The following is a 25,208-nucleotide window of genomic DNA, read 5'->3' on the forward strand; positions in this document are numbered from 1 at the left end:
GCCGGGGAAAACGGGGGTACGGAAGGTCAGACGGCCTGGGTGCGGAAGCGGCGGCGGTAGGCCGCCGGGGTGGTGGCGAGCTGCCGCCGGAACGCCCGGTGCAGGGTCTCCGCCGAGCCGAGTCCGGCAGCGGCCGCGACCTGGCCGAGCGGGCAGTCGGTGGTCTCCAGCAGGCGCCGGGCCACCTCGATGCGGGCCGCTTCGACGTAGGCGGCGGGACCGGTGCCCGTCTCCTGTTTGAAGACCCGGGCGAAGTGCCGTTCGCTGAGGCACATCCGGGCGGCCAGGGCCCCGGCGGACAGGTCCTCGTCGAGATGGTCGGTGATCCACAGCCGAAGCTCGTCGATGTCCCGGCGGCCGGCGGGGCGGCTGAGCGGCACGGAGAACTGGCTCTGCCCGCCCTGCCGCTTGAGATACATCACCAGCTGCCGGGCCACCGTCAGCGCGGCCTGCTCGCCCAGGTCCTCCGCCACCAGGGCCAGGGCGAGATCCAGGCAGGCGCTGATCCCGGCCCCGGTCCACAGCCGGCCACGGTCGGTCCGGACGAAGATCGGGTCCGGGTCGACGGTGACGGACGGATGGTCGGCCGCGAGCTGGGCGGCGGTCGACCAGTGGGTCGTCGCCGTCTTCCCGTCCAGCAGTCCGGCCGCGGCCAGCAGGTGCGCGCCGACACACACCGACGCGACCCGCCGGGCGTGTGCGGCGGTCTCCTTCACCCACGCCACGACGGCACCGTCGATACGGGCGAGGGGGCCGTCGTCGGTCATGTCGACCGCGCCCGGCACCAGCAGGGTGTCCACCTGCCCGCCGACGTCGTCGAACGCCACGTCGGCGAGCAGCCGCACACCCGCCGACGTACGGACCTCACCGGCGACCGGCCCGGCGAGGCGGACCTGGTAGCCGGCCCGGCCTGCGGTCTCCCGGTTGGCCAGCGCGAAGACCTCGGCCGGGCCGGTGACGTCGAGGAGGTCGACATCGGGGAAGACGGCGATGACGACTCGGTGCGGGGTGGGCATGGGCCGATCTTCGCCGTTGCCGCCCTGTGGCGGCAATGACGATTCCCTGTCAGATCCGGACCCATCCGCTGCGCTTTGCCTGGGCCGACGTGTCGGGCTTTCTCGCGGTTGCGCCTGCGGCGGGCTGGTGCCGCTGCGCGGGGCTGTTCGGCAGCGGTACCGGGCTTACACGGCTCCGCCGCTACAGCCCGGCACCTCCCCGTTGAGGGTGGAAGAAGACCGGTGGGGACGGACCGCAGGACGGAGTCCGGAGGGCCGGCACCGCGGCCGACAACCAACCCCCGCCCGCCGCAGGCGCACCAGAGAAACCCCCACGGCGGGACGCCGTCCGCCACGGCCCCGCCGTCCGTCGGCGACCCCGGCCCCGCCGACGGGTCGCGGCGCCGCAGATAGCGCTCGAACTCGCGGGCGATGGCCTCGCCGGAGGCCTCCGGCAGCTCGGCGGTGTCCCGGGCCTCCTCCAGTGACTGGACGTACTCGGCGACCTCGCTGTCCTCGGCCGCCAGCTGGTCCACGCCCAGCTGCCAGGCGCGGGCGTCCTCGCTCAGTTCGCCGAGCGGGATGCTGATGCCGAGCAGGTCCTCAAGGCGGTTGAGCAGCGCCAGGCTGGCCTTCGGGTTGGGCGGCTGGGAGACGTAGTGCGGCACCGCCGCCCACAGGCTCACCGCCGGGACGCCCGCGTGGGTGCAGGCCTCCTGGAGGATGCCGACAATGCCCGTGGGGCCCTCGTAGCGCGATTCCTCCAGGTCGAGCCGGGCGGCCAGGTCCGCGTCGGAGGTGACACCGCTGACCGGCACCGGCCGGGTGTGCGGGGTGTCGCCGAGCAGCGCGCCCAGCACGACGAGCATCTCGACGCCCAACTCATGGGCGAAGCCCAGGATTTCGTTGCAGAACGAGCGCCAGCGCATGCTGGGCTCGATGCCGCGGACCAGGACGAGGTCGCGCCGCCGCCCCTTGCCGCCGCCCTCGCCGACGCGGACCACGGAGAGCCGGGTCGTCGGCCAGGTGATCTTGCGTACGCCGCCGTCCAGGAAGACGGTCGGGCGGTTCACCTGGAAGTCGTAGTAGTCCTCCGCGTCCAGCGCGGCGAAGACCTCGCCCTTCCATTCCCGGTCCAGGTGTGCGACCGCGGCGGAGGCGGCGTCGCCGGCGTCGTTCCAGCCTTCGAACGCGGCCACCATGACCGGGTCGATCAGCTCGGGAACCCCCTCGAGCTCGATCACCCAGCGCCTCCTTCCGACCGGTCCGGCCGCTCCGCGGCGGCCACCGGTTGCCGTTCCAGTGCGTGCGTTTCCCACACTACGGCGTCCCCCGTGCCCAGCCGCAGCCCCTGTGCACGAACGGGTGCTGATTCATCCGACCTGTTGCGGGTAGGCGTGCCGCCCGCTGCTCGTCCTTACGCGCGGGATTCGGTATGCGGTCTGGACGCGGTCTCCGGTACGGGTCTATACATCGGATGACCGGGAAAGGTCCGATGTTCTTTCGCAACACCCCTGACATCCGCCCGGTCGTCCGCAGCAGTTCCGTCGTCCGCGCTGTCCCAGGGGGCGTACGCATGACCGCAGTCGGCACCGTCACGGAGCTGGAGGTCCACGACGTCCGCTTCCCCACCTCGCGGCGGCTCGACGGCTCGGACGCCATGAACCCCGACCCGGACTACTCCGCCGCCTATCTGGTGCTGCACACGGACGGCGGCCCGCCGGGCCACGGCTTCTGCTTCACCATCGGCCGCGGCAACGAGGTCATGGCCGCCGCGATCCGAGCGCTGGCCCCGTACGTCGTCGGCCGCCCCGCGCCCGCCGGTGCCGCCGCCCTCGCCGCGCTGCACCGCGACCTCACCCACGACTCCCAGCTGCGCTGGCTCGGCCCGGAGAAGGGCGTGATGCAGATGGCGGCCGGGGCGGTGATCAACGCCGCCTGGGATCTGGCGGCGGCCCGCGCGGGCCTGCCGGTGTGGGAGTTCCTCTCCGGGATGACCCCTGCGGAGCTGGTCTCGCTCGTCGACTTCCGTTATGTGACCGACGCGCTGACACCTGATGAGGCGCTGGCCATCCTCCGCACCGCCGAGCCCGGCCGGGCCGGGCGCGCCGCCCGTCTCAGGGCTGAGGGCTACCCCGCGTACACCACCTCGCCCGGCTGGCTCGGCTACGACGACGGGAAGCTGGTGCGGCTCGCCAAGGAGGCGGTGGCCGACGGCTTCGGGCAGATCAAGCTGAAGGTCGGCGCCGATCTCGAGGAGGACAAGCGGCGGCTGCGGCTGGCGCGGGAGGCCGTCGGCCCCGGGGTACGGATCGCCGTCGACGCCAACCAGCGCTGGGACGTGGCCGAGGCGGTCCGCTGGATGACCGCGCTGGCGCCGTTCGCCCCGTACTGGATCGAGGAGCCGACCAGCCCGGACGACGTCCTCGGGCACGCCGCGGTGCGCTCCGGGCAGCCCGTCAAGGTCGCGACCGGTGAGCATGCCGCCAACCGGGTGGTCTTCAAGCAGCTGTTGCAGGCGGGTGCCGTGGACTTCGTCCAGATCGACGCGGCCCGGGTGGCCGGGGTCAACGAGAACCTCGCGATCCTGCTGCTGGCCGCGAAGTACGGCGTGCCGGTCTGTCCGCATGCCGGCGGGGTGGGGCTGTGCGAGCTGGTGCAGCACCTCGCGATGTTCGACTACGTGGCGGTGTCCGGGAGTTGGGACGACCGGGTCATCGAGTACGTCGACCATCTGCATGAGCATTTCACCGACCCCGTGGTCGTCGAACGGGGCCGGTACCGCGCGCCGAGCGCGCCCGGATTCTCGGCGCGGATGGAGCCGGAGTCCGTCGCCGCCCACCGCTTCCCGGACGGACCGGTGTGGCGTGGCCGCCCGGAACGCCCCGAGCAGGAGGTCTCCCGATGAACGATGCACCGCGGCCCGCCGACTTCGCGGGCATGGCCGCCCTGGTCACCGGCGGCGGCTCCGGCATCGGCGCGGCCACCGCCGCTCTGCTGCAGGCGCGCGGCGCCCGGGTCGCCGTCCTGGACCGCGACCCCTCCGGCGCGCCCGCCGGGACGGTCCGGGTGACGGCCGATGTCACCGACGACACCGCCGTACGGGCCGCCGTCGACGACGCCGTACGGGAACTGGGCGGCGCCCTGCACACCCTCGTCGGCAATGCCGGGACCGGTGCCGTCGGGACCGTCGAGGACAACGAGGACACGGAGTGGTGCCGGGTCCTGGACGTGAATGTGCTGGGTCTGGTGCGTACCGCCCGTGCCGCGCTGCCGTATCTGCGCCGCAGTGCCGCCGGAGCTCCGGGCCGGGTCTCGGTCACCCATACCTGCTCCATAGCGGCCACCGCCGGTCTGCCGCACCGCGCGCTCTACAGCGCCTCCAAGGGCGCGGTCCTCTCGCTGACCCTGGCCATGGCCGCCGACCACCTCCGCGAGGGCATCCGGGTCAACTGCGTCAATCCCGGTACCGCCGACACCCCGTGGATCGGCCGTCTTCTGGACCGGGCGGACGACCCGGCCGCCGAACGCGCGGCCCTGAACGCCCGTCAGCCGATGGGCCGGCTGGTCACGGCGGACGAAGTCGCCGCCGCCATAGCCCACTTGGCGTCCCCGGCCGCCTCCGCGGTCACCGGCACCGCGCTCGCCGTCGACGGCGGCATGCAGGGCCTGCGCCTGCGCCCCGCCACCTGAGCCGTACCCGAGCCCCCAGCCGTATCCCACGACCCCCACGCCCCCCCCACGACCGAGGGAGCACCATGAGACTGCGTACGACCGGCGCGGCGGTCTGTGCCGTACTGTCCGCCGCCGCGCTCGCCGGCTGCAACCGCGGCAGCGATGCCGCGGGAGGCAGGATCGGCATCGACCTGCCCCGTACGGACACCGACTTCTGGAACTCCTACCAGCAGTACCTCGAAAAGGACCTGGGCCACGGCGGCCCGGCGGCGCTGCCGCTGTCCAACTCGCAGAACGACACCGCCAAGGTCGTCGCCGATGTGCAGGCGCTCACCGACCAGGGTGCCAGGGCGATCGTGATGGCCCCGCAGGACACCGGCGCCATCGCCGCCGAGCTGCGGCGGCTGGGGGAGAAGAAGATCCCGGTGGTCAGTGTCGACACCCGCCCCGACGAGGGCCCCGTCTACATGGTCGTACGCGCCGACAACCGCGCCTACGGCGAGAAGTCCTGTGCCTACCTCGGCCGGAAGCTGGGCGGCCGGGGCCGGGTCGCCGAGCTCCAGGGGGACCTCAGCTCCGTCAACGGGCGGGACCGCTCACAGGCGTTCGCCGCCTGTATGAAGAAGAGGTTCCCGAAGATCACCGTGCATGAGCTGGCCACCGACTGGAAGGGCGAGGCCGCCTCCGCCAAGCTGCAGAGCCTGCTCGCCCAGCACCGGGACATCGACGGGATCTACCTGCAGGCCGGGGGCGCATTTCTGCAGCCGACGCTGGCCCTCCTGGAGCAGCACAAGCGGCTGCGGCCCGCCGGGACCGAGGGCCACATCACCATCATCTCCAACGACGGCATACCGGACGAGCTCGCCGCCATCCGCGCCGGGAAGATCGACGCCACCCTCTCGCAGCCCGCCGACCTCTACGCCAAGTACGCGCTCTACTACGCCAGGGCGGGCCTGGCGGGGAAGACGTTCGCGCCCGGCCCGACCGATCACGGCTCCACCATCGTGCGGATCAGGAACGGCCTGGAGGACCGGCTTCCCGCGCCCCTGGTCACCAGGGCCAATGTCGACGACAGAAAGCTGTGGGCCAACCAGCTGGAGAAGACACCATGACCACGGCGGCCGCCGGATCCCCGGCCGTACGCGCCGAGGGCATCGTCAAGCGCTACGGGCCCACCGTCGCGCTGGACGGCGTTCATCTGACCGTACGGCCGGGGGAGTCGCACGCCCTCGTCGGCCGCAACGGCGCGGGGAAGTCCACCCTGGTGTCCGTGCTGACGGGGATGGTGCGGCCGGATGCGGGGACGGTCTCCTTCGGCGGCGAGCCGGCGCCCGGCCGGGGCGACACCGCCGCCTGGCAGCACAAGGTCGCCTGCGTCCACCAGAAGCCGATGACCGTGCCGGAGCTGACCGTCGCGGAGAACCTCTTCCTGAATCGCTTCACCGGCGGGCGCACCATCCGCTGGCGGGCGCTGCGCGAGCGGGCCCGCCGGCTGCTCGCCGCATACGGCGTCGACGCCGACCCGGCCGCCCGGATCAGGGAACTGGGCGTGGAGCAGCGGCAGTTCGTCGAAATCGCCCGCGCGCTGTCCTTCGGCGCCCGGACCGTCATCCTGGACGAGCCCACGGCCCGGCTGGACGCGGCCGGTATCGGCCGGCTCTTCGCCAGGCTGCGCGCCCTGCGGGCCCAGGGCGTCGCCTTCCTGTTCATCTCGCACCACCTCCAGGAGGTCTACGAGCTGTGCGACACCGTCACCGTTTTCCGGGACGCCCGCCATGTGCTGACCGCCCCGGTCGCCGGGCTGGCCGAGGACGAGCTGGTCGCGGCGATGACGGGGGAGGAGGCGGGCGCGGTGCGGCGGGTGCGGCGGCCGGCGCGGACGGCGGGGGAGCCGGTGCTGGTGACCGAAGGGCTGGCGTTGGACGGTCACTTCGCACCGCTCGATCTGACCGTACGGGCCGGTGAGGTGGTCGGTCTGGCGGGCCCGGCGGCCGGCGGCGGCACCGCGATCGGCGAGACGCTGGCGGGGCTGCGGACCCCGGACGGCGGGCGGATCTCGGTGCGGGGGCGGCCGGTGCGTACGGGCAGTGTGCCGCACGCCCTGGAGGCGGGCATCGGCTACGTACCGGAGGACCGGCACCGCGAGGGGATCGTCCCGGGCCGCAGCATCGCGGAGAACGTCACCCTGACCGTCGCCGGCCGGCTGGGTCCCATGGGGACCGTACTGCCCGCCAGAACGCGGGAGTTCGCCCGCCGGATGATCGCCTCGCTGGACATCAAGGCCACCGGCCCGGACCAGCCGGTGTCCGCCCTCTCCGGCGGCAACCAGCAGAAGGTCGTGATCGCCCGCGCACTGGCCCGCGAGCCGAGCGTGCTGGTCGCCGTGCGGCCCGCCAACGGTGTGGACGTCCGGTCGAAGGAGGCGCTGCTGGGCGTCGTACGGGAGGTCGCGGACGGCGGCAGCGGCGCGCTGATCGTCTCCGACGAGCCGGACGATCTGCGGATCTGCGACCGGGTGCTGGTGGTCTTCCACGGACGGGTGACCGCCGCATTCGGCAGCGGCTGGGGCGATCACGAGCTGGTCGCCGCCATGGAGGGGATGGCGGCCGCTGCCGGGGGCGGAAGGGGAGCTGCCGTCACGGGAGGAACGGGAGGAACCGAAGGAAGGGAAGGAACCGAAGGAAGGGAAGGAACAGGAGGAAGGGAAGGAACGGAAGGAACGGAAGGGGACGCGCCATGACCGACACGGCGCGGCCGCCGGCCGCGGAGGCGCCGGCCGGCCGGGCGGCGGGGCGCGGCCTGCGCCCGGACCCGGCCCGTTGGCGGGACTTCTCCCTGGTCCCGGTGATCTTCGTCCTGGGCGTCGTCGGCTTCGTCGTCTCGCCCGCCTTCCTCACCCGGGACAACCTCGTCGGCGTCATCCAGCAGTCCACGGAACTGGGCCTGCTGGTGCTGGCCGAGGCGCTCGTCCTGATCAGCGGGCGGATGGACCTGTCGCTGGAGTCCACCATCGGGCTGGCGCCGGTGGTGGCGCTGTGGCTGGTGATGCCCGCGCACGGGGCCCGCTTCGCCGGTCTGGAGCTCTTCCCGGCCTGGACGGCGATCCCGCTCTGCCTGGCCGTCGGCGCGGCGATCGGCGCCGCCAACGGCTTCCTGATCATCGGACTGCGGGTCAACGGCTTCATCGCCACCCTCGGCATGCTCACCATGCTGCGCGGCCTCCAGCTGGGCCTCTCCGAGGGCCGGTCCATCGGGAACGTCCCCGCGTCCTTCGCCTATCCGGGCAGCGCCGACTGGCTGGGCGTCCCCGCCGCCGTCTGGCTCTGCCCGGCCCTCTTCGCACTCGGCGGCGCGGCGCTCGGCTACCTCCGCCACGGGCGGGCGCTGTACGCCATCGGCGGCAACCCTGAGGCGGCCCGCGCGGCCGGCATCCGGGCCGACCGCATCACCTGGACCGTGCTCACCCTCGGCGGGATGCTCGCCGCCTTCGCCGGCATCCTCTACACCGGCCACTACGGCGCGGTCTCCGCCTCCCAGGGCAGCGGCTGGATCTTCCAGGTCTTCGCCGCGGCGGTGATCGGCGGCATCAGCCTCAAGGGCGGGCGCGGCACCCTTTTCGGGGCGCTCACCGGTGTGCTCACGCTCCAACTGGTCATCAACGTGATGACGCTGGGCGGCGTGCCGCCCCTGTGGACGCAGTTCCTCAACGGCCTGATCATCATCGTCGCGCTGGTCATCTCCCGCTTCACCAGCGGCGAGAAGCAGGACTGACAGGCTCCCGCGCATGAGGTCCCCACGCCCGCCGTACCCGCTGCACGGGCCACGGGAGCTGGGCCGCAGCGGCGTCACCGTGCCGCCCCTCGGCCTCGGCTGCGCACCGCTCGGCAACCTCTACCGCGCCGTCCCGGAGGAGCGCGCGGCGGCCGTCGTGCGCGCCGCCCTCGCCACCGGCGCCACCCACTTCGACACCGCCCCGCACTACGGCCTCGGCCTGTCGGAGGAGCGCCTCGGCCGGGCCCTGCGCGGCCGCGACCGGGGGACGTACACGCTCGCCACCAAGGTCGGCCGCCGGCTGCGCCCGCTTGCGCCGGGGGAGGAGGCGGACGGGGAGGGCTTCGTGGCGACCCCCGCCCGCGCCCGGGTACGGGACCTCACCCGCGACGGCATCCGCGCCACCCTCGAGGCGTCCCTGGAGCGGCTCGGCGCGGACGCCGCCGACATCGTCTACCTCCATGACGTCGAGGAGCACCTCCCCGAGGTCTACGCAACGGGCTTCCCGGCCCTCGCCGAGCTGCGCGGCCAAGGGCTCGTCCGCGCCATCGGCTTCGGCATGAACCACAGCGGCATCCTCGCCCGCCTCGTCGCGGACCTCGATGTGGACGTCGTCCTGTGCGCGGGCCGCTGGACCCTTCTGGAACGCACCGCCTTCGACGACCTGCTCCCGGTGTGCGAACGCCGCGGCACCTCGGTGGTCGTCGGCGGGGTCTACAACTCCGGCCTGCTGGCGGACCCCTCCCCGGGAGCCCCGTACGACTACGCGCCCGCGCCCGCCGCCCTGCTGGAGCGCGCCCGCCAACTGGCCGCTGTCTGCGACGGGTTCGACGTTTCCCTGAAGGCCGCCGCCCTGCGCTTCCCCTTCGGGCACCCGGCCGTCGCCTCGGCCGTCGTCGGTGCCGCGGCCCCGGAGGAGGCCACGGAGAACGCCGCCCTGTTCGCCCGGGACATCCCCGACGCCCTCTGGCACACTCTCGTCGCCCGGGGCCTGCTCGCCCCGGATCTGCCGCTGCCCCTCACCGCTGCCCCGGGAGCCTGATGCGTATCGACGCCCACCACCATCTGTGGGACCTCACCCGCCGGGACCAGCCCTGGATGGACGGGCCGTGGGCCGATCCGGTCCGCCGCAGTTACACGCTGGCCGATCTCGCCCCGCAGCTCTCGGCGCACGGGTTCGACGGCACCGTCCTCGTCCAGTCGTCCGCCTCGTACGAGGAGACCGCCGAGCTGCTCGCGGTGGCCGCCGGGGACGGACCGGTACGCGGCGTCGTCGGCTGGGCGGACCTCACCGATCCCGGGCTCGCGGACGTCCTCGCGGCGCTGCCCCTCGGCCCGGGCGGCCTGGTCGGCATCCGCCATCAGGTCCAGGACGAACCGGACCCCGGCTGGCTCACCCGCCCGGAGGTGCTGCGCGGACTGGGCGTCCTGGCGGACGCGGGCCTGGTCTACGACCTCCTGGTCACCCCGCGCGAACTCCCCGCCGCGCGGGCCGCCGTACGCGCCCTGCCCGGGCTGTCCTTCGTCCTCGACCACGCAGGCAAACCCGCGGTCGCCCGGGGCGACTGGCAGCCCTGGGCCGACGAGATCACCGCACTCGCCCGGCACCCGAACCTCGCCTGCAAACTCTCCGGTCTGGTCACCGAGGCGGACTGGTCCGCCTGGCGTCCCCAGCAGATCCTGCCCTACGCCCGCCACCTCCTCGACGCCTTCGGCCCCGGCCGTCTCCTCTTCGGTTCCGACTGGCCGGTGTGCACCCTGGCCGCCGACTACGAGGACGTCCTCGCCCTCGCCGAGTCCGCCACCGGCCGCCTCGGCCCGGCGGAGCGGGCGGCGGTGTTCGGGGAGACGGCGGGGCGGGTGTACGGGGTGGCGGCGCCTTAGGGCATGCCCGGTGGCCCTGGCCGGGCGGGCGTCGGGTTCCCGTCCGGATTCCGCCAGCCCCGGCCCGCGCACCGCCGGACGATGGAGGCGTACCGCAGCCGGTGCCGTACGGCGCGGGGCGGTGCGGTCCACGGGACGGACTCCACAGGCGCGGAGATGTCTGCGCGCATCCGCGCAGACGTATCCGCGCAGACCAGCGAGGTGATGAGGATGGCGACAGTGGTGACGGCTTCCGGCGCGCGGCCGCTCGGCGGCAAGGTGGCGCTGGTGACCGGCGGCAGCCGGGGGATCGGGGCGGAGATCGCGGTGCGGCTGGCCGCCGAGGGGGCCGCGGTGGCGCTGACGTACCGCAGCCGCGAGGACCTCGCGGAGCAGGTGGTCAAACGGATCGGGCAGGCGGGCGGGCAGGCCTGGGCGGTGCGGGCGGACAGTGCGGACGCGGAGGAGGTGCGGTCCGCGGTCGCCGGGGTCGCCGACCGGCTGGGCAGGCTCGACATCGTGGTGAACAACGCCGGCATCAATGTGGTCGGGCCGTTCGAGGGGATCTCCGTGGCGGACGTCGACCGGGTGCTGCGGACCAATGTCCGGGGGCCGTTCCTGGTGACGCAGGCCGCGGCGCCGCATCTGGGCGAGGGCGGGCGGATCATCTCCATCGGCAGCTGTCTGGCCGAACGGGTGGTCATCCCCGGCAGCACCCTCTACGCCACCAGCAAGGCCGCGCTGATCGGCCTGACCAAGACCCTGGCCAGGGAGCTGGGGCCGCGCGGCATCACCGCCAACCTGGTGCAGCCCGGCCCGATCGACACCGACATGAACCCCGCCGACGGCGAGACCGCGACCACACAGGCCGGACTGACCTCGCTCGGCTCCTACGGACGGGCGTCGGACGTCGCGGCGACGGTGGCCCACCTCGCGGGGGAGGGCGGGCGGTACATCACCGGCGCTGCCATCACCGTGGACGGCGGCTTCGCGGCCTGAGCGGAACGGGAGAGGGGCGACGGCGGGGCGAGGTCGGGGCGGCGGAGGCGCCGGCGGGCGAAGCGCCCGCCCCGCGGTCACAGCGAGGTGCGCAGCCACTGCTCCACGCTGGCGATATGCACCGTCGCCCAGGCCCGCGCCGCCTCCGCGTCCCGCTCGCGCAGGGCGCCGATGATCGCGCGGTGCTCGGTGAGGGTGCGCGCCACCGCGTCCTTCTGGGTCAGACCGCGCCAGATCCGGGCCCGGGTGGTGGGGCCGGACAGGCCTTCCAGCAGCGAGCAGAGCACGGAGTTGCCGGACGCGGAGACGATGGCGCGGTGGAACTCCAGATCGCAGGCGACCAGATCCTCGACCGAGGGCGCCGGTCCCAGCGCGGCCAACTGCGCCTCCAGCGCGTCCAGTTCCCCGGCGGTGATCCGGCCGGCCGCCATCGCCGTGGCGGCCGGCTCCAGGATCCGGCGGACGGCGAGGAACTCCAGCACCGTGTCGTCGCGGTGGAAGTCCACCACGAAACTCATGGCCTCCAGCAGGAGTTGGGGATCGAGGCTGGTGACATAGGTGCCGTCGCCCTGGCGGACGTCCAGGATCCGGATGAGGGAGAGCGCGCGCACCGCCTCGCGCAGCGAGTTGCGGGACAGGCCCAGCTCGGCCGCCAGCTCGCTCTCCTTCGGCAGCCGGTCGCCCGGCCGCAGCGCACCGGAGACGATCATTCCCTTGATCTTCTCGATGGCCTCGTCGGTGACCGCCATGGCCGCCCTCCCCGCTCGGACCCGCCCGGATGCCCCTGCGGCCGCCACCGCGGGTGCGGTCCGCACGGCCGTACGCCCGCAGAGGGCGCAGACATCCGATGTCTGGCGTTCATTATGACCCCTTGCGCTCTCCCCAGCCGCGCCCGTACGCCGACCAGTCCTCCTCCGTGGCCGCGAAGTCGACATACAGCGCCGTGCCGAACCGCTTCCGGCCCAGGTCCTCGCGGGTCAGCCCCAGCCGTATACCGCGCACCGCGGCACGCACCGTCTCCGCCGAGGCGTGGTGGCCCATGCCGTCGGTGTGGAAGAACGGCAGCCCCATCAGCAGATCGGTCCCCTCGGGCGTCGCCTCCAGCGCCAGCCGGGTCTGCTGCGCCACATAGCCGCCGTACAGGCCCTCGGTCGGCAGTGCCGTGTCGTACGACATCAGCGCGATCTGGTCGACGCGGCGCGCCACCTGCCCGAAGAACCGCTGGGATATCCATTTGCGATGGCCCGTCACGGCGTTGCTGACGGTGTGGAGACGGGGCAGGGGATCTATCTGGTGGACGGCGACGGAGAACACGCCGCCTTGGGCGTGCACCGCGGGGACGAGCCGGTCCAGCAGGCGCAGGTAGTCGGGGTTGTCGGAGTGCAGGGGCTCGACGTCCAGATGCACCCCGGCGAATCCGTCGGCCAGGACCTGCCGGGCGCTCGCCACGATCGCCTTACGGGCCCCGGCGTCCGCCAGCCGCAGTCCGCCCCGCTCGCCCGGCTCGTACACCAGCCGGTCGCCCAGCCAGGCGTGCACCCTGACCTCCGGGAGTTCACGGTGCACCGCGGCGATCAGCCAGCGGGCCCGCGGGTAGGCCTTACGGGCCGGGGGGAGCGTGCCGTCGTGCTCCAACGGCCCGGCGTGGACGTACAGATCGCGGATGCCGGTGTCCCCGATGCGGCGCCGCAGCGCCGCGACATCGGAGGCGTCCCGCCGCCCGTCCACCCAGGCATGGCCCAGCCAGAGCGCATCCCGTCCGCGGGTGGTGGCCTCGGGCGCGGCCGTCCCCGCGTACCCGACGCGCAGCGCGGTGGCCGCCGCCGTCACCGGCAGCACGATCAGCACCGCCAGCAGCCAGGCCGCCCACTTCCCCGCCCGCAGCCATCGCTTCCGGGCCGTAGCCGTCATCGCCGTCATCACTGCCCCCGCTTCCCCGTTGCCCCGATCCCCGCCCGTGTCCCCGGCGGGATATCGGTGCCCATCATCGCAGCCCTCACTGACAGTGACCATTTCGGCCGCCTGCCTGTGGATAACCGCGGACGCAGAGGATGTGCGTACGCAGACGACGGTGGGGCGGCCCCGTGGCCCGCCCCACCGTCGTCTGCACTGAACTACTTCCTGACGTACCGTCAGTCGTTGAGCATGTCCTTCACCTTGGCCCGGACATCCTCCGTGTCCAGTCCGCGGATCATCAGCGTCGTACGGCGGCGCAGCACGTCGTCGACCGTCTCGGCCCACTCGTGGTCGCGGGCGTAGGCGACCTGCGCCCAGATCTCCGGCGCGTCCGGGTGGATGCGCTCGGCCAGCGCCGGGTTGTCGTTGGCCAGCCGGGCGATGTCGAAGGACAGCGAGCCGTAGTGGGTGGCCAGGTGGCGGGCGGTGTCAGCGGCCATCCGCGGGCCGGGGGTGCCGCCGTCGACGAGCAGCCGGTGGGCGACCGCGTTCGGGTTGGCGATACCGGGCAGCGGGAGCTTCTTCGGCAGCTGGGAGATCGGCTCCATGTCCTCGCCCAGCGGGTGGCCGGGCAGCGCGGCGAGCTTGTTCATCACCGTACGGCCGATGTGGCGGAAGGTCGTCCACTTGCCGCCGGCGACCGACAGCATGCCGCCGCTGCCCTCGGTGACGACCGTCTCGCGCTTGGCCTTGGAGGTGTCGCCGGGGCCGCCGGGCAGCACCCGCAGACCCGCGAAGGAGTACGTGATCAGGTCGCGCGACAGCTGCTGGTCGCGGATGGAGAAGGCGGCCTCGTCCAGGATCTGGGCGGTGTCCTTCTCGGTGACCGTGAGGTCCGCCGGGTCGCCCTCGTACTCCTCGTCCGTGGTGCCGAGCAGCAGCATGTCCTCCCAGGGGAGGGCGAAGGTGATGCGGTACTTGTCGATCGGGGTGGCCAGGGCGGCCTTCCAGGGGGCGGTCCGCTTGAGGACCAGGTGCGCGCCCTTGGAGAGGCGGATGGAGGGGGCCGCGCCGGGGTCCTCCATCTTGCGCAGGTGGTCGACCCAGGGGCCGGTGGCGTTGAGGACCAGGCGGGCGTTGACGCCGAACTCCTGGCCGTCCATCCGGTCCTTGAGCTCGGCGCCGGTGACCCGGCCCTGGGTGAAGCGCAGTCCGGTGACCTCGGCGTGGTTGAGGACCGTGGCGCCGGCCGCGACGGCCGCGCGGACGGTCATCAGGGCCATCCGGGAGTCGTTCATCTGGTCGTCGCCGTACACGGCCACGGCCTTGAGGTTGTCCGTCCGCAGCTCGGGCACGTCGCGTGCGGCCTTGGCCGGGCTTATGACGTGGCCGACGCCGTCGCCGAACGCGGACAGCGCGGAGTAGGCGAAGACGCCCGCGCCGAGCTTGGCCGCGCCGTGCGGGCCGCCCTTGTAGACGGGCAGGTAGAAGGTCAGGGGGTTGGCGAGGTGCGGTGCCACCTGGCGCGACACCGCACGACGCTCGAAGTGGTTCTCCGCCACCAGCTTGACCGCTCCGGTCTGCAGGTAGCGCAGACCGCCGTGCAGCAGCTTGGAGGAGGCGGAGGAGGTGGCGCCGGCGAAGTCACCGGCGTCCACCAGGGCCACCCGCAGTCCGGCCTGCGCGGCGTGCCAGGCGGTGGAGATGCCCAGGATGCCGCCGCCGATCACCAGGAGGTCGTAGGTCGCCTTGGAAAGCTGCTCCCGGGTCTCGGCACGGCTCGCGGTGGAACCGCTGGCCGGGTGCGTCCCGAGGGCCGGGACGCTCTGCAGGGTGCTCATGATGTGCTCCTCGTCAGCTCTCGTCGTCGATCCAGCCCATGGTCCGCTCGACGGCCTTGAGCCAGTTCTTGTATTCGCGGTCACGGATGTCCGCGTCCATGCGGGGGGTCCATTCGGCGGCCCGGCGCCAGTTGGCGCGCAGCTCGTCGGTGCTGGACCAGAAGCCGACGGCCAGTCCGGCCGCATAGGCAGCGCCGAGGCAGGTGGTCTCGGCAACCATCGGGCGCACCACAGGGGCGTCCAGGAAGTCCGAGATGGTCTGCATCAGCAGGTTGTTGGAGGTCATACCGCCGTCGACCTTGAGCGCGGTCAGCTCGACGCCGGAGTCCTTGGTCATGGCGTCGGTGATCTCGCGGGTCTGCCAGGCGGTGGCCTCGAGAACGGCGCGGGCGATGTGCGCCTTGGTGACGTAACGGGTCAGGCCCGCGATCACACCGCGCGCGTCGGAGCGCCAGTAGGGGGCGAACAGGCCGGAGAAGGCCGGTACGAAGTAGGCGCCGCCGTTGTCCTCGACCGTGCTGGCGAGGGTCTCGATCTCGGCCGCGGAGTTGATGAGCCCCATCTGGTCGCGCATCCACTGGACGAGCGAGCCGGTGACGGCGATGGAGCCTTCCAGGGCGTAGACCGGCTGCTGCTCTCCGATGCGGTAGCCGACGGTGGTCAGCAGGCCGTTGTAGGAGTTGACCGGCTCGTGGCCGGTGTTCATCAGCATGAAGGTGCCGGTGCCGTACGTGGACTTGGCCTCGCCCTGCGAGAAGCAGGTCTGGCCGAAGAGCGCGGCCTGCTGGTCGCCGAGCGCGGAGGCGACCGGCACACCGGCGAGGACGCCGGCGGCAGTGGTGCCGTAGACCTCGGCGGAGGACTTGATCTCCGGCAGCACGGCGGCCGGGATGTCCATCGACGCGAGGATCTTCTCGTCCCACTCCAGGTTGTGGAGGTTCATCAGGAGGGTGCGCGAGGCGTTGGTCACGTCGGTGACGTGGTGGCCGCCGTTGACGCCGCCGGTGAGGTTCCAGATGACCCAGGAGTCCATCGTGCCGAAGAGGATGTCGCCGCGCTCGGCGCGCTCGCGCAGGCCCTCGACGTTGTCGAGCAGCCAGCGGACCTTGGGACCGGCGAAGTAGGAGGCCAGCGGCAGACCGGTCTCGCGGCGGAAGCGGTCCTGGCCGACGTTGCGGCCGAGCTCCTTGCAGAGCGCGTCGGTCCGGGTGTCCTGCCAGACGATGGCGTTGTGGACGGGCTCACCGGTGTTCTTGTCCCACAGCACGGTGGTCTCGCGCTGGTTGGTGATGCCGATGGCCTTGACGTCCTTGGCGGTGATGCCCGCCTTCTCGACGGCGCCGGCGACGACCTGCTGGACGTTGGTCCAGATCTCGGTGGCGTCGTGCTCGACCCAGCCCGGCTTCGGGAAGATCTGCTCGTGCTCCTTCTGGTCGACCGAAACGATCCGGCCGTCCTTGTCGAAGACGATGCAGCGGCTGGAGGTCGTGCCCTGGTCGATGGCCGCAATGAACGGGCCATGCCCGTGGGAGGAAGTGCCGTGGCCGTGCGAGGAGGTGGTGGGGGTGTCGCTCATGGTGTGCTCCAAGAAGTCTGTGCGGGCGGAGTCGGGGTGGTCAGGCGGCTCAGGCGAACGCCACCTGGTAGATGCCACCGGCGATGGCTCCGCCGATGAGCGGGCCGACGACCGGGATCCAGGCGTAACCCCAGTCTGAACCGCCCTTGTTCGGCAGCGGCAGCAGCGCGTGCACGATGCGCGGGCCGAGGTCGCGGACCGGGTTGATGGCGTATCCGGTCGGCCCGCCGAGCGACAGACCGATGCCCACGACGATCAGCGCGACGAGCAGGACACCGATGCCGGAGAGGCCGATGGCCTTGGTCAGGCCGAGGCAGAGGATCGCCAGCACGAGCACGATGGTGGCGATGATCTCGGTGACCAGGTTCTGCACGACGTTCCGGATCTCCGGACCGGTGGAGAAGATGCCGAGCACCGGGCCCGCCTTGGGGGCCGCCTTCGGGTCGACCAGACCCTCTTCCGTGCTGTGGTCGGCCAGCACCTCGGGGTCGGTCAGATGGGCCCGGAACTGTCCGTAGTACACGAGCCACACCAGAACGGCACCGATCATGGCGCCGAGCATCTCGCCGGCGAAGTAAACCGGGACCTGCCCCCACTTGGTGCCGCCGGTGATGGCGGAGCCGATGGTGACGGCGGGATTGAGATGCGCGTGCGACTTCGCGGCGATATAGGCACCCGTCAGGACGGCGAAGCCCCACCCGAAGGCGATGGCGACCCATCCGGCGTTGAACGCCTTGGAGCGCTTGAACGTGACGGCGGCGCAGACGCCGCCACCCATCAAAAGCAGTACAGCGGTACCGATGGTCTCGCTGATGAAGATGTCGGAGCTGGACACCCGCGACTCCTTTGTCCTTCGTCCAGGGGAAGGCGAACCCCGGGTCCCTCCGGTGGTCCGCGCCCTCCTAGAGGGCGGTGATCGGCCCGCGGCAGTGCCCACCATAGCGAATATTGTCGTTAGGTGTTCGACAATGCCGACCGATGAACGGCAGTTTTATTCACCGTAAGAACCCCGTCAAGGGTTCCATGGCCAAAAACTTAGGTGAACAAAAGGCCGCAATACGGTCAAAACCGTCCCGCGCCAAGATCCCTTGACACCGCGCGTGCGCAATCCCTCACCGCAGCGACGATTTCCGGCCGCAGTTCACCGTCCTGGCAGACCCGTTCCACGGCTCCTGTGACGCCCACCGCACCCACCGGCATCCGCCGCCGGTCATGGATCGGCGCGGCCAGCGAGGCCACCCCGTCCCAGGTCTCCTCCACGTCCGCGGCCCAGCCGCGCGCCCGGGTCAGGTCCAGCAGCTTCTCGAAGTCGTCCAGCTCGGTCACCGTGCGCGGGGTGAACGCCTCCCGCTCGGCCTCCGTGACCTCGCTGTGCGCCACCGGGTCGTACGCGGAGAGCACCTTGCCCAGCGCCGTGCAGTGCAGCGGCTGCATCGCCCCGACCTCGAGGACCTGCCGGCTGTCGTCGGGCCGGAAGACGTGGTGCACGATCAGGACACCCTGCTTGTGCAGCACGCCGAGATAGACGCTCTCCCCGCTGGAGCGGGCCAGGTCGTCGGTCCAGACGAGGGCGCGGGCGCGCAGCTCGTGCACGTCCAGATAGCTGTTGCCCAGGCGCAGCAGCTCCGCGCCCAGCTGATAGCGGCCGGACGCCAGGTCCTGCTCGACGAAGCCCTCCTGCTGCAGCGTGCGCAGGATGCCGTGGGCGGTACCCTTCGCCAGCCCCAGGGACGAGGAGATGTCGGAGAGTCCCAGCCGCCGTTCCCCTCCTGCGAGCAGCCGCAGCATCGCGGCAGCTCGCTCCAGCGACTGGATGGTGCGTGCCATCGGGCAACCTCCGAAGTATGCGGTTCGACAATGCCAAACGATATCGGCCCATGCCGACTCTTGGGCAGCGAACAGAGTGTGTCAACGATCATGGATAGTCGACGGACCCCCCGCTCGGCCCCGCTGTCCACGGCGTGGAATGGGGAACCCCTGTACGGGACCGACAGCTACGCTGGCCGGGTGCGCCCTCTTCCGGAGGACGCAAAGCCGACAGCCGTCGCAACCAGGGAGCACCTCCATGGCCTCGTACACGCCATCGTCCACCAGCACATCCCGAGTCGAATCACTGCGGGAGGCACTCGCCTCGCGGGTGGTGGTAGCCGACGGTGCAATGGGCACGATGCTGCAGGCGCAGGACCCGTCGCTGGACGACTTCCAGCAGCTCGAGGGCTGCAACGAGATCCTCAACCTCACCCGCCCGGACATCGTCCGCTCGGTCCACGAGGAGTACTTCGCGGTCGGTGTCGACTGCGTCGAGACCAACACCTTCGGCGCGAACTTCGCGGCGCTGGCCGAGTACGACATCGCCGAGCGGGTCTTCGAGCTGTCCGAGTCCGGCGCCCGGATCGCCCGCGAGGTCGCCGACGAGTTCACCGAGAAGACCGGGCAGCAGCGCTACGTCCTGGGCTCCATGGGCCCCGGCACCAAGCTGCCCACCCTCGGCCACGCCCCGTACCTCACCCTCCGCGACGCCTACCAGCAGAACGCCGAGGGCATGATCGCCGGCGGCGCCGACGCCCTCCTGGTGGAGACCACCCAGGACCTGCTGCAGACCAAGGCCGCCATCCTCGGCGCCCGCCGCGCCCTCGAGGCCACCGGCGCCAGCCTGCCGATCATCTGCTCCGTCACCGTCGAGACCACCGGCACCATGCTGCTCGGCTCCGAGATCGGCGCCGCCCTGACGGCCCTGGAGCCGCTGGGCATCGACATGATCGGCCTGAACTGCGCCACCGGCCCCGCCGAGATGAGCGAGCACCTGCGCTATCTGGCCCGGCACTCCCGCGTCCCCCTCGCCTGCATGCCGAACGCCGGCCTGCCCGTCCTCGGCAAGGACGGCGCGCACTACCCGCTGTCCGCCGCCGAGCTCGCGGACGCCCAGGAGACCTTCGTCGCCGAATACGGCCTCTCCCTGGTCGGCGGCTGCTGCGGCACGACTCCCGAGCACCTGCGGCAGGTCGTCGAGCGGGTCCGCGGCATCGCCCCCACCGCCCGCGACCCGCGCCCCGAGCCCGGCGCCGCCTCCCTCTACCAGACCGTCCCCTTCCGCCAGGACACCTCGTACCTGGCCATCGGCGAGCGCACCAACGCCAACGGATCGAAGAAGTTCCGCGAGGCGATGCTGGACGCCCGCTGGGACGACTGTGTGGAGATGGCCCGCGACCAGATCCGCGAGGGCGCCCACATGCTCGACCTGTGCGTCGACTACGTCGGCCGGGACGGCGTCGCCGACATGGAGGAACTGGCCGGCCGCTTCGCCACCGCCTCCACCCTGCCCATCGTCCTCGACTCCACCGAGGTCGACGTGATCGAGGCCGGCCTGCAGAAGCTGGGCGGCCGCGCGGTCATCAACTCCGTCAACTACGAGGACGGCGACGGCCCCGAATCGCGCTTCGCCAAGGTCACCCGGCTGGCCCAGGAGCACGGCGCCGCGCTGATCGCCCTCACCATCGACGAGGAGGGCCAGGCCCGTACGCCCGAGAAGAAGGTCGAGATCGCCGAACGGCTCATCGCCGACCTGACCGGCAACTGGGGCATCCTCGAGTCGGACATCCTCATCGACACCCTCACCTTCACCATCTGCACCGGCCAGGAGGAGTCCCGGGGGGACGGCATCGCCACCATCGAGGCGATCCGCGAACTCAAGCGCCGCCACCCGGACGTACAGACCACGCTGGGCCTGTCCAACATCTCCTTCGGCCTCAACCCGGCGGCCCGCATCCTGCTCAACTCGGTCTTCCTCGACGAATGCGTCAAGGCGGGCCTGGACTCGGCGATCGTGCACGCGTCCAAGATCCTGCCGATCGCCCGCTTCGACGAGGAGCAGGTCACCACGGCCCTCGACCTCATCTACGACCGGCGCACCGAGGGCTACGACCCCCTCCAGAAGCTGATGGCGCTCTTCGAGGGCGCCACCGCCAAGTCCCTCAAGGCCGGCAAGGCCGAGGAACTGGCCGCCCTGCCGCTGGAGGAGCGCCTCCAGCGCCGCATCATCGACGGCGAGAAGAACGGCCTGGAGGCCGACCTGGACGCGGCGCTGGAGGAGCGCCCCGCCCTGGACATTGTCAACGAGACCCTCCTGGCCGGTATGAAGGTCGTCGGCGAGCTCTTCGGCTCCGGCCAGATGCAGCTGCCGTTCGTCCTCCAGTCCGCCGAGGTCATGAAGGCCGCGGTGGCCTACCTCGAGCCGCACATGGAGAAGTCGGACGCGGAGGGCAAGGGCACCATCGTGCTCGCCACCGTCCGCGGCGACGTCCACGACATCGGCAAGAACCTCGTCGACATCATCCTGTCGAACAACGGCTACAACGTCGTCAACCTCGGCATCAAGCAGCCGGTCTCCGCGATCCTGGAAGCCGCCGAGGAACACAAGGCCGATGTCATCGGCATGTCCGGGCTCCTGGTCAAGTCGACCGTGATCATGAAGGAGAACCTGGAGGAGCTCAACCAGCGCAAGATGGCCGCCGACTTCCCCGTCATCCTCGGCGGCGCCGCCCTCACCCGCGCCTACGTCGAGCAGGACCTCCACGAGATCTACGAGGGCGAGGTCCGCTACGCCCGCGACGCGTTCGAGGGACTGCGCCTGATGGACGCCCTGATCGCCGTCAAGCGCGGGGTGCCCGGCGCCGCCCTCCCCGAGCTCAAGCAGCGCCGCGTCCCCAAGAAGGACACCGCCGTCCTCGAGGTCGAGGAGCCCGAGGGCTCGGTGCGCTCCGACGTCGCCGTCGACAACCCCGTCCCCGCCCCGCCGTTCTGGGGCACCCGCGTCGTCAAGGGCATCCAGCTCGCCGACTACGCGTCCTGGCTGGACGAGGGCGCGCTCTTCAAGGGCCAGTGGGGCCTCAAGCAGGCCCGTACGGGGGAGGGCCCGTCGTACGAGGAGCTGGTGGAGTCCGAGGGCCGTCCGCGGCTGCGCGGCTGGCTGGACAAGCTCCAGACCGAGAACCTGCTGGAAGCCGCCGTGGTGCACGGCTACTTCCCCTGCCACTCCAAGGGCGACGACCTCATCCTCCTGAACGAGGACGGCACCGAGCGCACCCGCTTCACCTTCCCGCGCCAGCGCCGCGGCCGCCGCCTGTGCCTGGCGGACTTCTTCCGTCCGGAGGAGTCCGGTGAGCGCGATGTCGTCGGCCTGCAGGTCGTCACCGTCGGCTCGAAGATCGGCGCCGCCACGGCCGAGCTCTTCGAGGCCAACGCCTACCGCGACTACCTGGAACTGCACGGTCTGTCCGTCCAGTTGGCCGAGGCGCTGGCCGAGTACTGGCACGCCCGGGTCCGCGCGGAGCTGGGCTTCGCGGGCGAGGACCCGGCCGATGTCGAGGACATGTTCGCGCTGAAGTACCGCGGTGCGCGCTTCTCGCTGGGCTACGGCGCCTGCCCCGACCTGGAGGACCGCGCCAAGATCGCGGACCTGCTGCAGCCGGAGCGGATCGGCGTCCAGCTCTCCGAGGAGTTCCAGCTGCACCCCGAGCAGTCGACGGACGCCATCGTCATCCACCACCCGGAGGCGAAGTACTTCAATGCGCGGTAGCGCGGTGACGCGGTGACGCCAGGGAGGCCCTCCCGGGGGGCCTCCCTCCGTTTCCCTTCCGCCGTACCGCGCATTCCGGGCCGCACCGTCGTACACTGGTCGGTCCGGTAGTGGCCGGTCGCAACCCCCGCCGGGGGCAGCGGCCGGCCCTTTCGTCCCTTTCGGGGACGTCGTCACGGAGGTGGATGGATGACCAGCAGCATCCCCGCAGTCGGCACCCGCTCGGCCGAGCCCGCCACCCTCCAGGCCGTCTTCCTCGACCTGGACGGCACCCTCGTCGACACCGAGGGCTTCTGGTGGGAGGCCGAGGCCGAGGTCTTCGCGGAACTGGGCCACACCCTGCACGACGGACACCGCGAGATCGTCGTCGGGGGCCCGATGACCCGCAGCGCCGGCTACCTCATCCAGGCCACCGGCGCCCAGATCGGCCTCACCGAGCTCAGCGGGCTGCTCAACGCCCGCTTCGCCGCCCGGATCGCCGGCGGGGTGCCGCTGATGCCGGGTGCGCGCCGGCTGCTGGCCGAGCTGCGGGCCCACCAGGTGCCGACCGCCCTGGTCTCCGCCTCGCACCGCGCCATCATCGACTCGATGCTGCACTGGCTGGGCCGGGAGAACTTCGACCTGACGCTGGCCGGCGACGAGATGGAGCGCACCAAACCGCATCCGGACCCGTATCTGACGGCCGCCGCCCGGCTGGGCGTGGCCCCGGACCGCTGCGCCGTCATCGAGGACACCCTCACCGGAGTGACGGCGGGCGAGGCCGCGGGCTGCCGGGTCGTCGCGGTGCCGTCGGTGACGCCGATCCCGCCGGCCCGGGGCCGTACGGTCGTGGGGTCGCTGAAAGAAGTCGATCTGGCTTTTCTCCGTGCCCTCATCACGGAAAGCCGGTGAATCATCCACCGAGAGTACCGAGCGTGTCCGAACGGAAAAGCACTGGGAACTCAGGGGAGCTGCGTGCTTATTTTCCGTGACGTCTCCGCGGTGAATACAGCGGCCGAATTCCGCCGGTGCTGCAGGCCGGGGAATGCGTGACGTTTCTCACGTGCCGGGCCGTCGACAGGGGCGGCGGCAGGTGTTCCAGGGGGTCTGTCCGGGGTTTTCCGCGGGGGTAAGTGTCCGGATTGGTGGAGCAACGTGCGAAACGTTCCGCCGTCCGGATATCGGTCGTGCCGCCACCGGTATCCCGGGGCCCCATTGTTTCAACTACGTTGTGTCCCGGACCGGCTGACCGTTCCTACTAATGTCGTCGCGAGCAACACCTCTGCGCTGATAAGGAACCTGCCGACGATGAACCGCAAGACCTTGGTGCTGCCGGTCATGGCCGGTCTGATCGCCCCCGTACTCGCTGCCTGCGGCAGCTCGGACGGCGCGGGCGACGAAGGTGATCCGATCATCGTCGGGGTCGCCTCCCGGATCGAGGCGACCAAGGCGGCACCCGCCCCCCTCGACCCGGCGCAGGCCTATGACGTCGATGCGTGGAACGTGCTGCGCAGCACCCTGCAGACGCTGATGCGGCTGCCGCGGAGCGGTACCGCGCCGGTGCCCGACGCGGCCAGGTCCTGCAGGTTCAGCGACAGTCAGAACGAGCAGTACCGCTGCACCCTGCGCAGCGGCCTGAAGTTCGCGAACGGACACGACCTGACGGCACAGGACGTCAAGTTCTCCATCGAGCGCATGAAGGCCATCAACAACACCAACGGCCCGGTGTCGCTGCTCGACGACATCGACAAGGTCGAGGCGCCCAGCAAGACCGAGGTGGTGTTCCACCTCAGCAGACCCGACGCCACCTTCCCGCAGAAGCTCACCACGCCCGCCGCGGCCATCGTCGACCCCGAGGTGTACCCCAAGAACCGCCTCTACAGCGGCTTCGAGGTGGTCGGCTCGGGCCCGTACACCGTCAAGGCCGAGCACAGCGGCAACCGCATCACCAAGGTCGTCTTCACCAGGAACCCCGGCTACAAGGGCGGGCTGACGGCGAGGAACGACAAGGTCGAGATGCGCTTCTTCGACGACTCCGCGACGACGGAGAAGGCGCTGCGCAAGGGCGACATCGACCTCATGAACCGCGGTCTGGCACCCAGCCAGGTCAAGGGCCTGGAGAACTCCCGCGACGAGCACCTCACGATGCAGACGATGCCGGGCCAGGAGATCCGCTACCTCGCCTTCAACACCAAGGACCCGGTCGTCTCCAACAAGGCCGTGCGGCAGGCGATGGCGCAGATCGTCGACCGCCCCCGGCTCGTCCGGGACGTCTACGCGTACACCGGTGACCCGCTCTTCTCGATGGTCCCCACCGGCCTCACCGGCCACATCAACGCGTTCTTCAACAAGTACGGGGACCCCAGCGTCGCGGCCGCCCGCAAGACCCTGCAGCAGGCGAACATCACCACCCCGGTGAAGTTCACCCTCACGTACACCACGAACCACTACGGCCCCAGCACCACCAAGGAGGTCCGGGCACTGCAGCGGCAGCTCAACGACAGCACGCTGTTCGACGTCAGCCTCAAGGGCGTCGACAGCTGGCAGCAGTTTCGCACCGACGCCCTGGACGGCAAGTACACCGTCTACCACATGGGCTGGTTCCCCGACATCCCGGACGCCGACAACTACATCGCGCCGTTCATCGGCAAGCAGAACTTCCTCGGCTCCCCCTACCGCAACGGCAAGATCGAGTCGCAGCTGATCCCGTCCAGCCGCCAGCAGTCCGACCGCAACGCCGCCGCGGACGACTTCAAGCAGGCGCAGGACATCATCGCCGCGGACGTACCGCTGCTCCCGCTGTGGCAGGGCAAGCAGTACGTTGCCGCCCGCGACGACATCACCGGCACCGAGTGGGCCCTCAACTCCTCCTCGGGGCTGCAGATCTGGGAACTGGGCCGCGGCGTCGCCGACTGACCCGGCCCCTCGTACGCCCCCAGGCACCACGCGTACGGCACAGGCACCACCGCACAACACAAGAACCGCCCGTACGACACCGGCTGCTGCCGAGGCAGACCCGCAGCAGCAGCAGCCTGCAC

18 protein-coding genes and 1 pseudogene are annotated in these 25,208 nt (G+C 71.4%); 11 read left to right on the top strand and 8 right to left on the bottom strand.

The window, feature by feature from the left end:
* Window positions 1-26: 26 nt before the first annotated feature.
* Together ADL29_RS24385 and ADL29_RS24390 are read right to left on the bottom strand one after the other, a co-directional pair.
* Window positions 27-1,016 (bottom strand): GlxA family transcriptional regulator, encoded by a 990-nt coding sequence (locus tag ADL29_RS24385; RefSeq protein WP_053925727.1) that lies wholly within the window; start codon window positions 1,014-1,016, stop codon window positions 27-29.
* A gap of 323 nt (window positions 1,017-1,339) precedes the next feature.
* Window positions 1,340-2,239: pseudogene (locus ADL29_RS24390) on the bottom strand (PAC2 family protein); the annotation flags it as partial.
* Window positions 2,240-2,571: 332 nt separating this feature from the next.
* Between ADL29_RS24390 and ADL29_RS24395 the strand changes: the two are divergent.
* The 8 genes from ADL29_RS24395 (at window position 2,572) to ADL29_RS24430 (ending at window position 11,303) form a co-directional block, all read left to right on the top strand.
* Complete coding sequence (locus tag ADL29_RS24395) at window positions 2,572-3,903, top strand: enolase C-terminal domain-like protein (RefSeq protein ID WP_053925791.1); 1,332 nt, start codon at window positions 2,572-2,574, stop codon at window positions 3,901-3,903.
* On the top strand, window positions 3,900-4,688 hold the full coding sequence (locus tag ADL29_RS24400; protein ID WP_053925728.1) for an SDR family NAD(P)-dependent oxidoreductase: 789 nt from the start codon (window positions 3,900-3,902) through the stop codon (window positions 4,686-4,688). The genes ADL29_RS24395 and ADL29_RS24400 overlap by 4 nt, the downstream gene beginning before the upstream one ends.
* Before the next feature lie 65 nt (window positions 4,689-4,753).
* Entirely contained in the window at window positions 4,754-5,782 is a 1,029-nt protein-coding gene (locus ADL29_RS24405) for a sugar ABC transporter substrate-binding protein (protein WP_053925729.1), read from the top strand.
* Complete coding sequence (locus tag ADL29_RS24410) at window positions 5,779-7,410, top strand: sugar ABC transporter ATP-binding protein (RefSeq protein ID WP_053925730.1); 1,632 nt, start codon at window positions 5,779-5,781, stop codon at window positions 7,408-7,410. The genes ADL29_RS24405 and ADL29_RS24410 overlap by 4 nt, the downstream gene beginning before the upstream one ends.
* A complete protein-coding gene (locus ADL29_RS24415) occupies window positions 7,407-8,441 on the top strand; it encodes an ABC transporter permease (RefSeq protein ID WP_053925731.1) in 1,035 nt (344 codons plus the stop codon). Before ADL29_RS24410 ends, ADL29_RS24415 begins: the two co-directional genes overlap by 4 nt.
* Before the next feature lie 13 nt (window positions 8,442-8,454).
* Window positions 8,455-9,483, top strand: a complete 1,029-nt coding sequence (locus ADL29_RS24420; RefSeq protein ID WP_078971251.1) for an aldo/keto reductase — start codon at window positions 8,455-8,457, stop codon at window positions 9,481-9,483.
* A complete protein-coding gene (locus ADL29_RS24425; protein ID WP_053925732.1) occupies window positions 9,483-10,325 on the top strand; it encodes an amidohydrolase family protein in 843 nt (280 codons plus the stop codon). Before ADL29_RS24420 ends, ADL29_RS24425 begins: the two co-directional genes overlap by 1 nt.
* Before the next feature lie 210 nt (window positions 10,326-10,535).
* A complete protein-coding gene (locus tag ADL29_RS24430) occupies window positions 10,536-11,303 on the top strand; it encodes a 3-oxoacyl-ACP reductase family protein (RefSeq protein WP_107095065.1) in 768 nt (255 codons plus the stop codon).
* Between the two features lie 77 nt (window positions 11,304-11,380).
* Here ADL29_RS24430 and ADL29_RS24435 read toward each other — a convergent pair whose 3' ends face one another.
* From ADL29_RS24435 to ADL29_RS24460, 6 genes are all read right to left on the bottom strand, one after another.
* Complete coding sequence (locus ADL29_RS24435; RefSeq protein ID WP_053925733.1) at window positions 11,381-12,052, bottom strand: FadR/GntR family transcriptional regulator; 672 nt, start codon at window positions 12,050-12,052, stop codon at window positions 11,381-11,383.
* Between the two features lie 112 nt (window positions 12,053-12,164).
* Window positions 12,165-13,214: a glycoside hydrolase family 18 protein gene (locus tag ADL29_RS24440; protein WP_053925794.1), complete on the bottom strand. Its 1,050-nt coding sequence runs from the start codon at window positions 13,212-13,214 to the stop codon at window positions 12,165-12,167.
* Between the two features lie 221 nt (window positions 13,215-13,435).
* On the bottom strand, window positions 13,436-15,040 hold the full coding sequence (locus tag ADL29_RS24445; RefSeq protein ID WP_046928873.1) for a glycerol-3-phosphate dehydrogenase/oxidase: 1,605 nt from the start codon (window positions 15,038-15,040) through the stop codon (window positions 13,436-13,438).
* Window positions 15,041-15,053: 13 nt separating this feature from the next.
* Window positions 15,054-16,616 (bottom strand): glycerol kinase GlpK, encoded by a 1,563-nt coding sequence (glpK, locus tag ADL29_RS24450; RefSeq protein ID WP_053925734.1) that lies wholly within the window; start codon window positions 16,614-16,616, stop codon window positions 15,054-15,056.
* Window positions 16,617-16,665: 49 nt separating this feature from the next.
* Window positions 16,666-17,451, bottom strand: a complete 786-nt coding sequence (locus ADL29_RS24455; RefSeq protein WP_053925735.1) for an MIP/aquaporin family protein — start codon at window positions 17,449-17,451, stop codon at window positions 16,666-16,668.
* A gap of 227 nt (window positions 17,452-17,678) precedes the next feature.
* A complete protein-coding gene (locus tag ADL29_RS24460; RefSeq protein WP_046928876.1) occupies window positions 17,679-18,443 on the bottom strand; it encodes an IclR family transcriptional regulator in 765 nt (254 codons plus the stop codon).
* Between the two features lie 238 nt (window positions 18,444-18,681).
* On the opposite strand from ADL29_RS24460, the gene metH reads away from it, so the two are divergent.
* The 3 genes from metH to ADL29_RS24475 all read left to right on the top strand — a co-directional run bounded on the left by metH (window position 18,682) and on the right by ADL29_RS24475 (window position 25,086).
* Complete coding sequence (metH, locus tag ADL29_RS24465) at window positions 18,682-22,191, top strand: methionine synthase (protein WP_053925736.1); 3,510 nt, start codon at window positions 18,682-18,684, stop codon at window positions 22,189-22,191.
* Between the two features lie 189 nt (window positions 22,192-22,380).
* On the top strand, window positions 22,381-23,082 hold the full coding sequence (locus ADL29_RS24470) for an HAD family hydrolase (RefSeq protein WP_053925737.1): 702 nt from the start codon (window positions 22,381-22,383) through the stop codon (window positions 23,080-23,082).
* A gap of 396 nt (window positions 23,083-23,478) precedes the next feature.
* Window positions 23,479-25,086, top strand: coding sequence for an ABC transporter substrate-binding protein (locus tag ADL29_RS24475; RefSeq protein WP_053925738.1), 1,608 nt, complete (start codon window positions 23,479-23,481; stop codon window positions 25,084-25,086).
* Window positions 25,087-25,208: the final 122 nt, after the last annotated feature.

Origin of the sequence: Streptomyces chattanoogensis, assembly GCF_001294335.1 — a bacterium.
Classification (GTDB): Bacteria; Actinomycetota; Actinomycetes; order Streptomycetales; family Streptomycetaceae; genus Streptomyces; species Streptomyces chattanoogensis.

Coding starts and splice junctions, on each gene's coding strand:
- ADL29_RS24430 (WP_107095065.1), top strand. CDS start 10,536: ATGGCGACAGTGGTGACGGCTTCCGGCGCGCGGCCGCTCGGCGGCAAG.
- ADL29_RS24440 (WP_053925794.1), bottom strand. CDS start 13,214: ATGACGGCTACGGCCCGGAAGCGATGGCTGCGGGCGGGGAAGTGGGCG.
- ADL29_RS24470 (WP_053925737.1), top strand. CDS start 22,381: ATGACCAGCAGCATCCCCGCAGTCGGCACCCGCTCGGCCGAGCCCGCC.
- ADL29_RS24395 (WP_053925791.1), top strand. CDS start 2,572: ATGACCGCAGTCGGCACCGTCACGGAGCTGGAGGTCCACGACGTCCGC.
- ADL29_RS24405 (WP_053925729.1), top strand. CDS start 4,754: ATGAGACTGCGTACGACCGGCGCGGCGGTCTGTGCCGTACTGTCCGCC.
- ADL29_RS24435 (WP_053925733.1), bottom strand. CDS start 12,052: ATGGCGGTCACCGACGAGGCCATCGAGAAGATCAAGGGAATGATCGTC.
- metH (WP_053925736.1), top strand. CDS start 18,682: ATGGCCTCGTACACGCCATCGTCCACCAGCACATCCCGAGTCGAATCA.
- ADL29_RS24410 (WP_053925730.1), top strand. CDS start 5,779: ATGACCACGGCGGCCGCCGGATCCCCGGCCGTACGCGCCGAGGGCATC.
- ADL29_RS24475 (WP_053925738.1), top strand. CDS start 23,479: ATGAACCGCAAGACCTTGGTGCTGCCGGTCATGGCCGGTCTGATCGCC.
- ADL29_RS24415 (WP_053925731.1), top strand. CDS start 7,407: ATGACCGACACGGCGCGGCCGCCGGCCGCGGAGGCGCCGGCCGGCCGG.
- ADL29_RS24400 (WP_053925728.1), top strand. CDS start 3,900: ATGAACGATGCACCGCGGCCCGCCGACTTCGCGGGCATGGCCGCCCTG.
- ADL29_RS24445 (WP_046928873.1), bottom strand. CDS start 15,040: ATGAGCACCCTGCAGAGCGTCCCGGCCCTCGGGACGCACCCGGCCAGC.
- ADL29_RS24385 (WP_053925727.1), bottom strand. CDS start 1,016: ATGCCCACCCCGCACCGAGTCGTCATCGCCGTCTTCCCCGATGTCGAC.
- ADL29_RS24460 (WP_046928876.1), bottom strand. CDS start 18,443: ATGGCACGCACCATCCAGTCGCTGGAGCGAGCTGCCGCGATGCTGCGG.
- ADL29_RS24425 (WP_053925732.1), top strand. CDS start 9,483: ATGCGTATCGACGCCCACCACCATCTGTGGGACCTCACCCGCCGGGAC.
- glpK (WP_053925734.1), bottom strand. CDS start 16,616: ATGAGCGACACCCCCACCACCTCCTCGCACGGCCACGGCACTTCCTCC.
- ADL29_RS24420 (WP_078971251.1), top strand. CDS start 8,455: ATGAGGTCCCCACGCCCGCCGTACCCGCTGCACGGGCCACGGGAGCTG.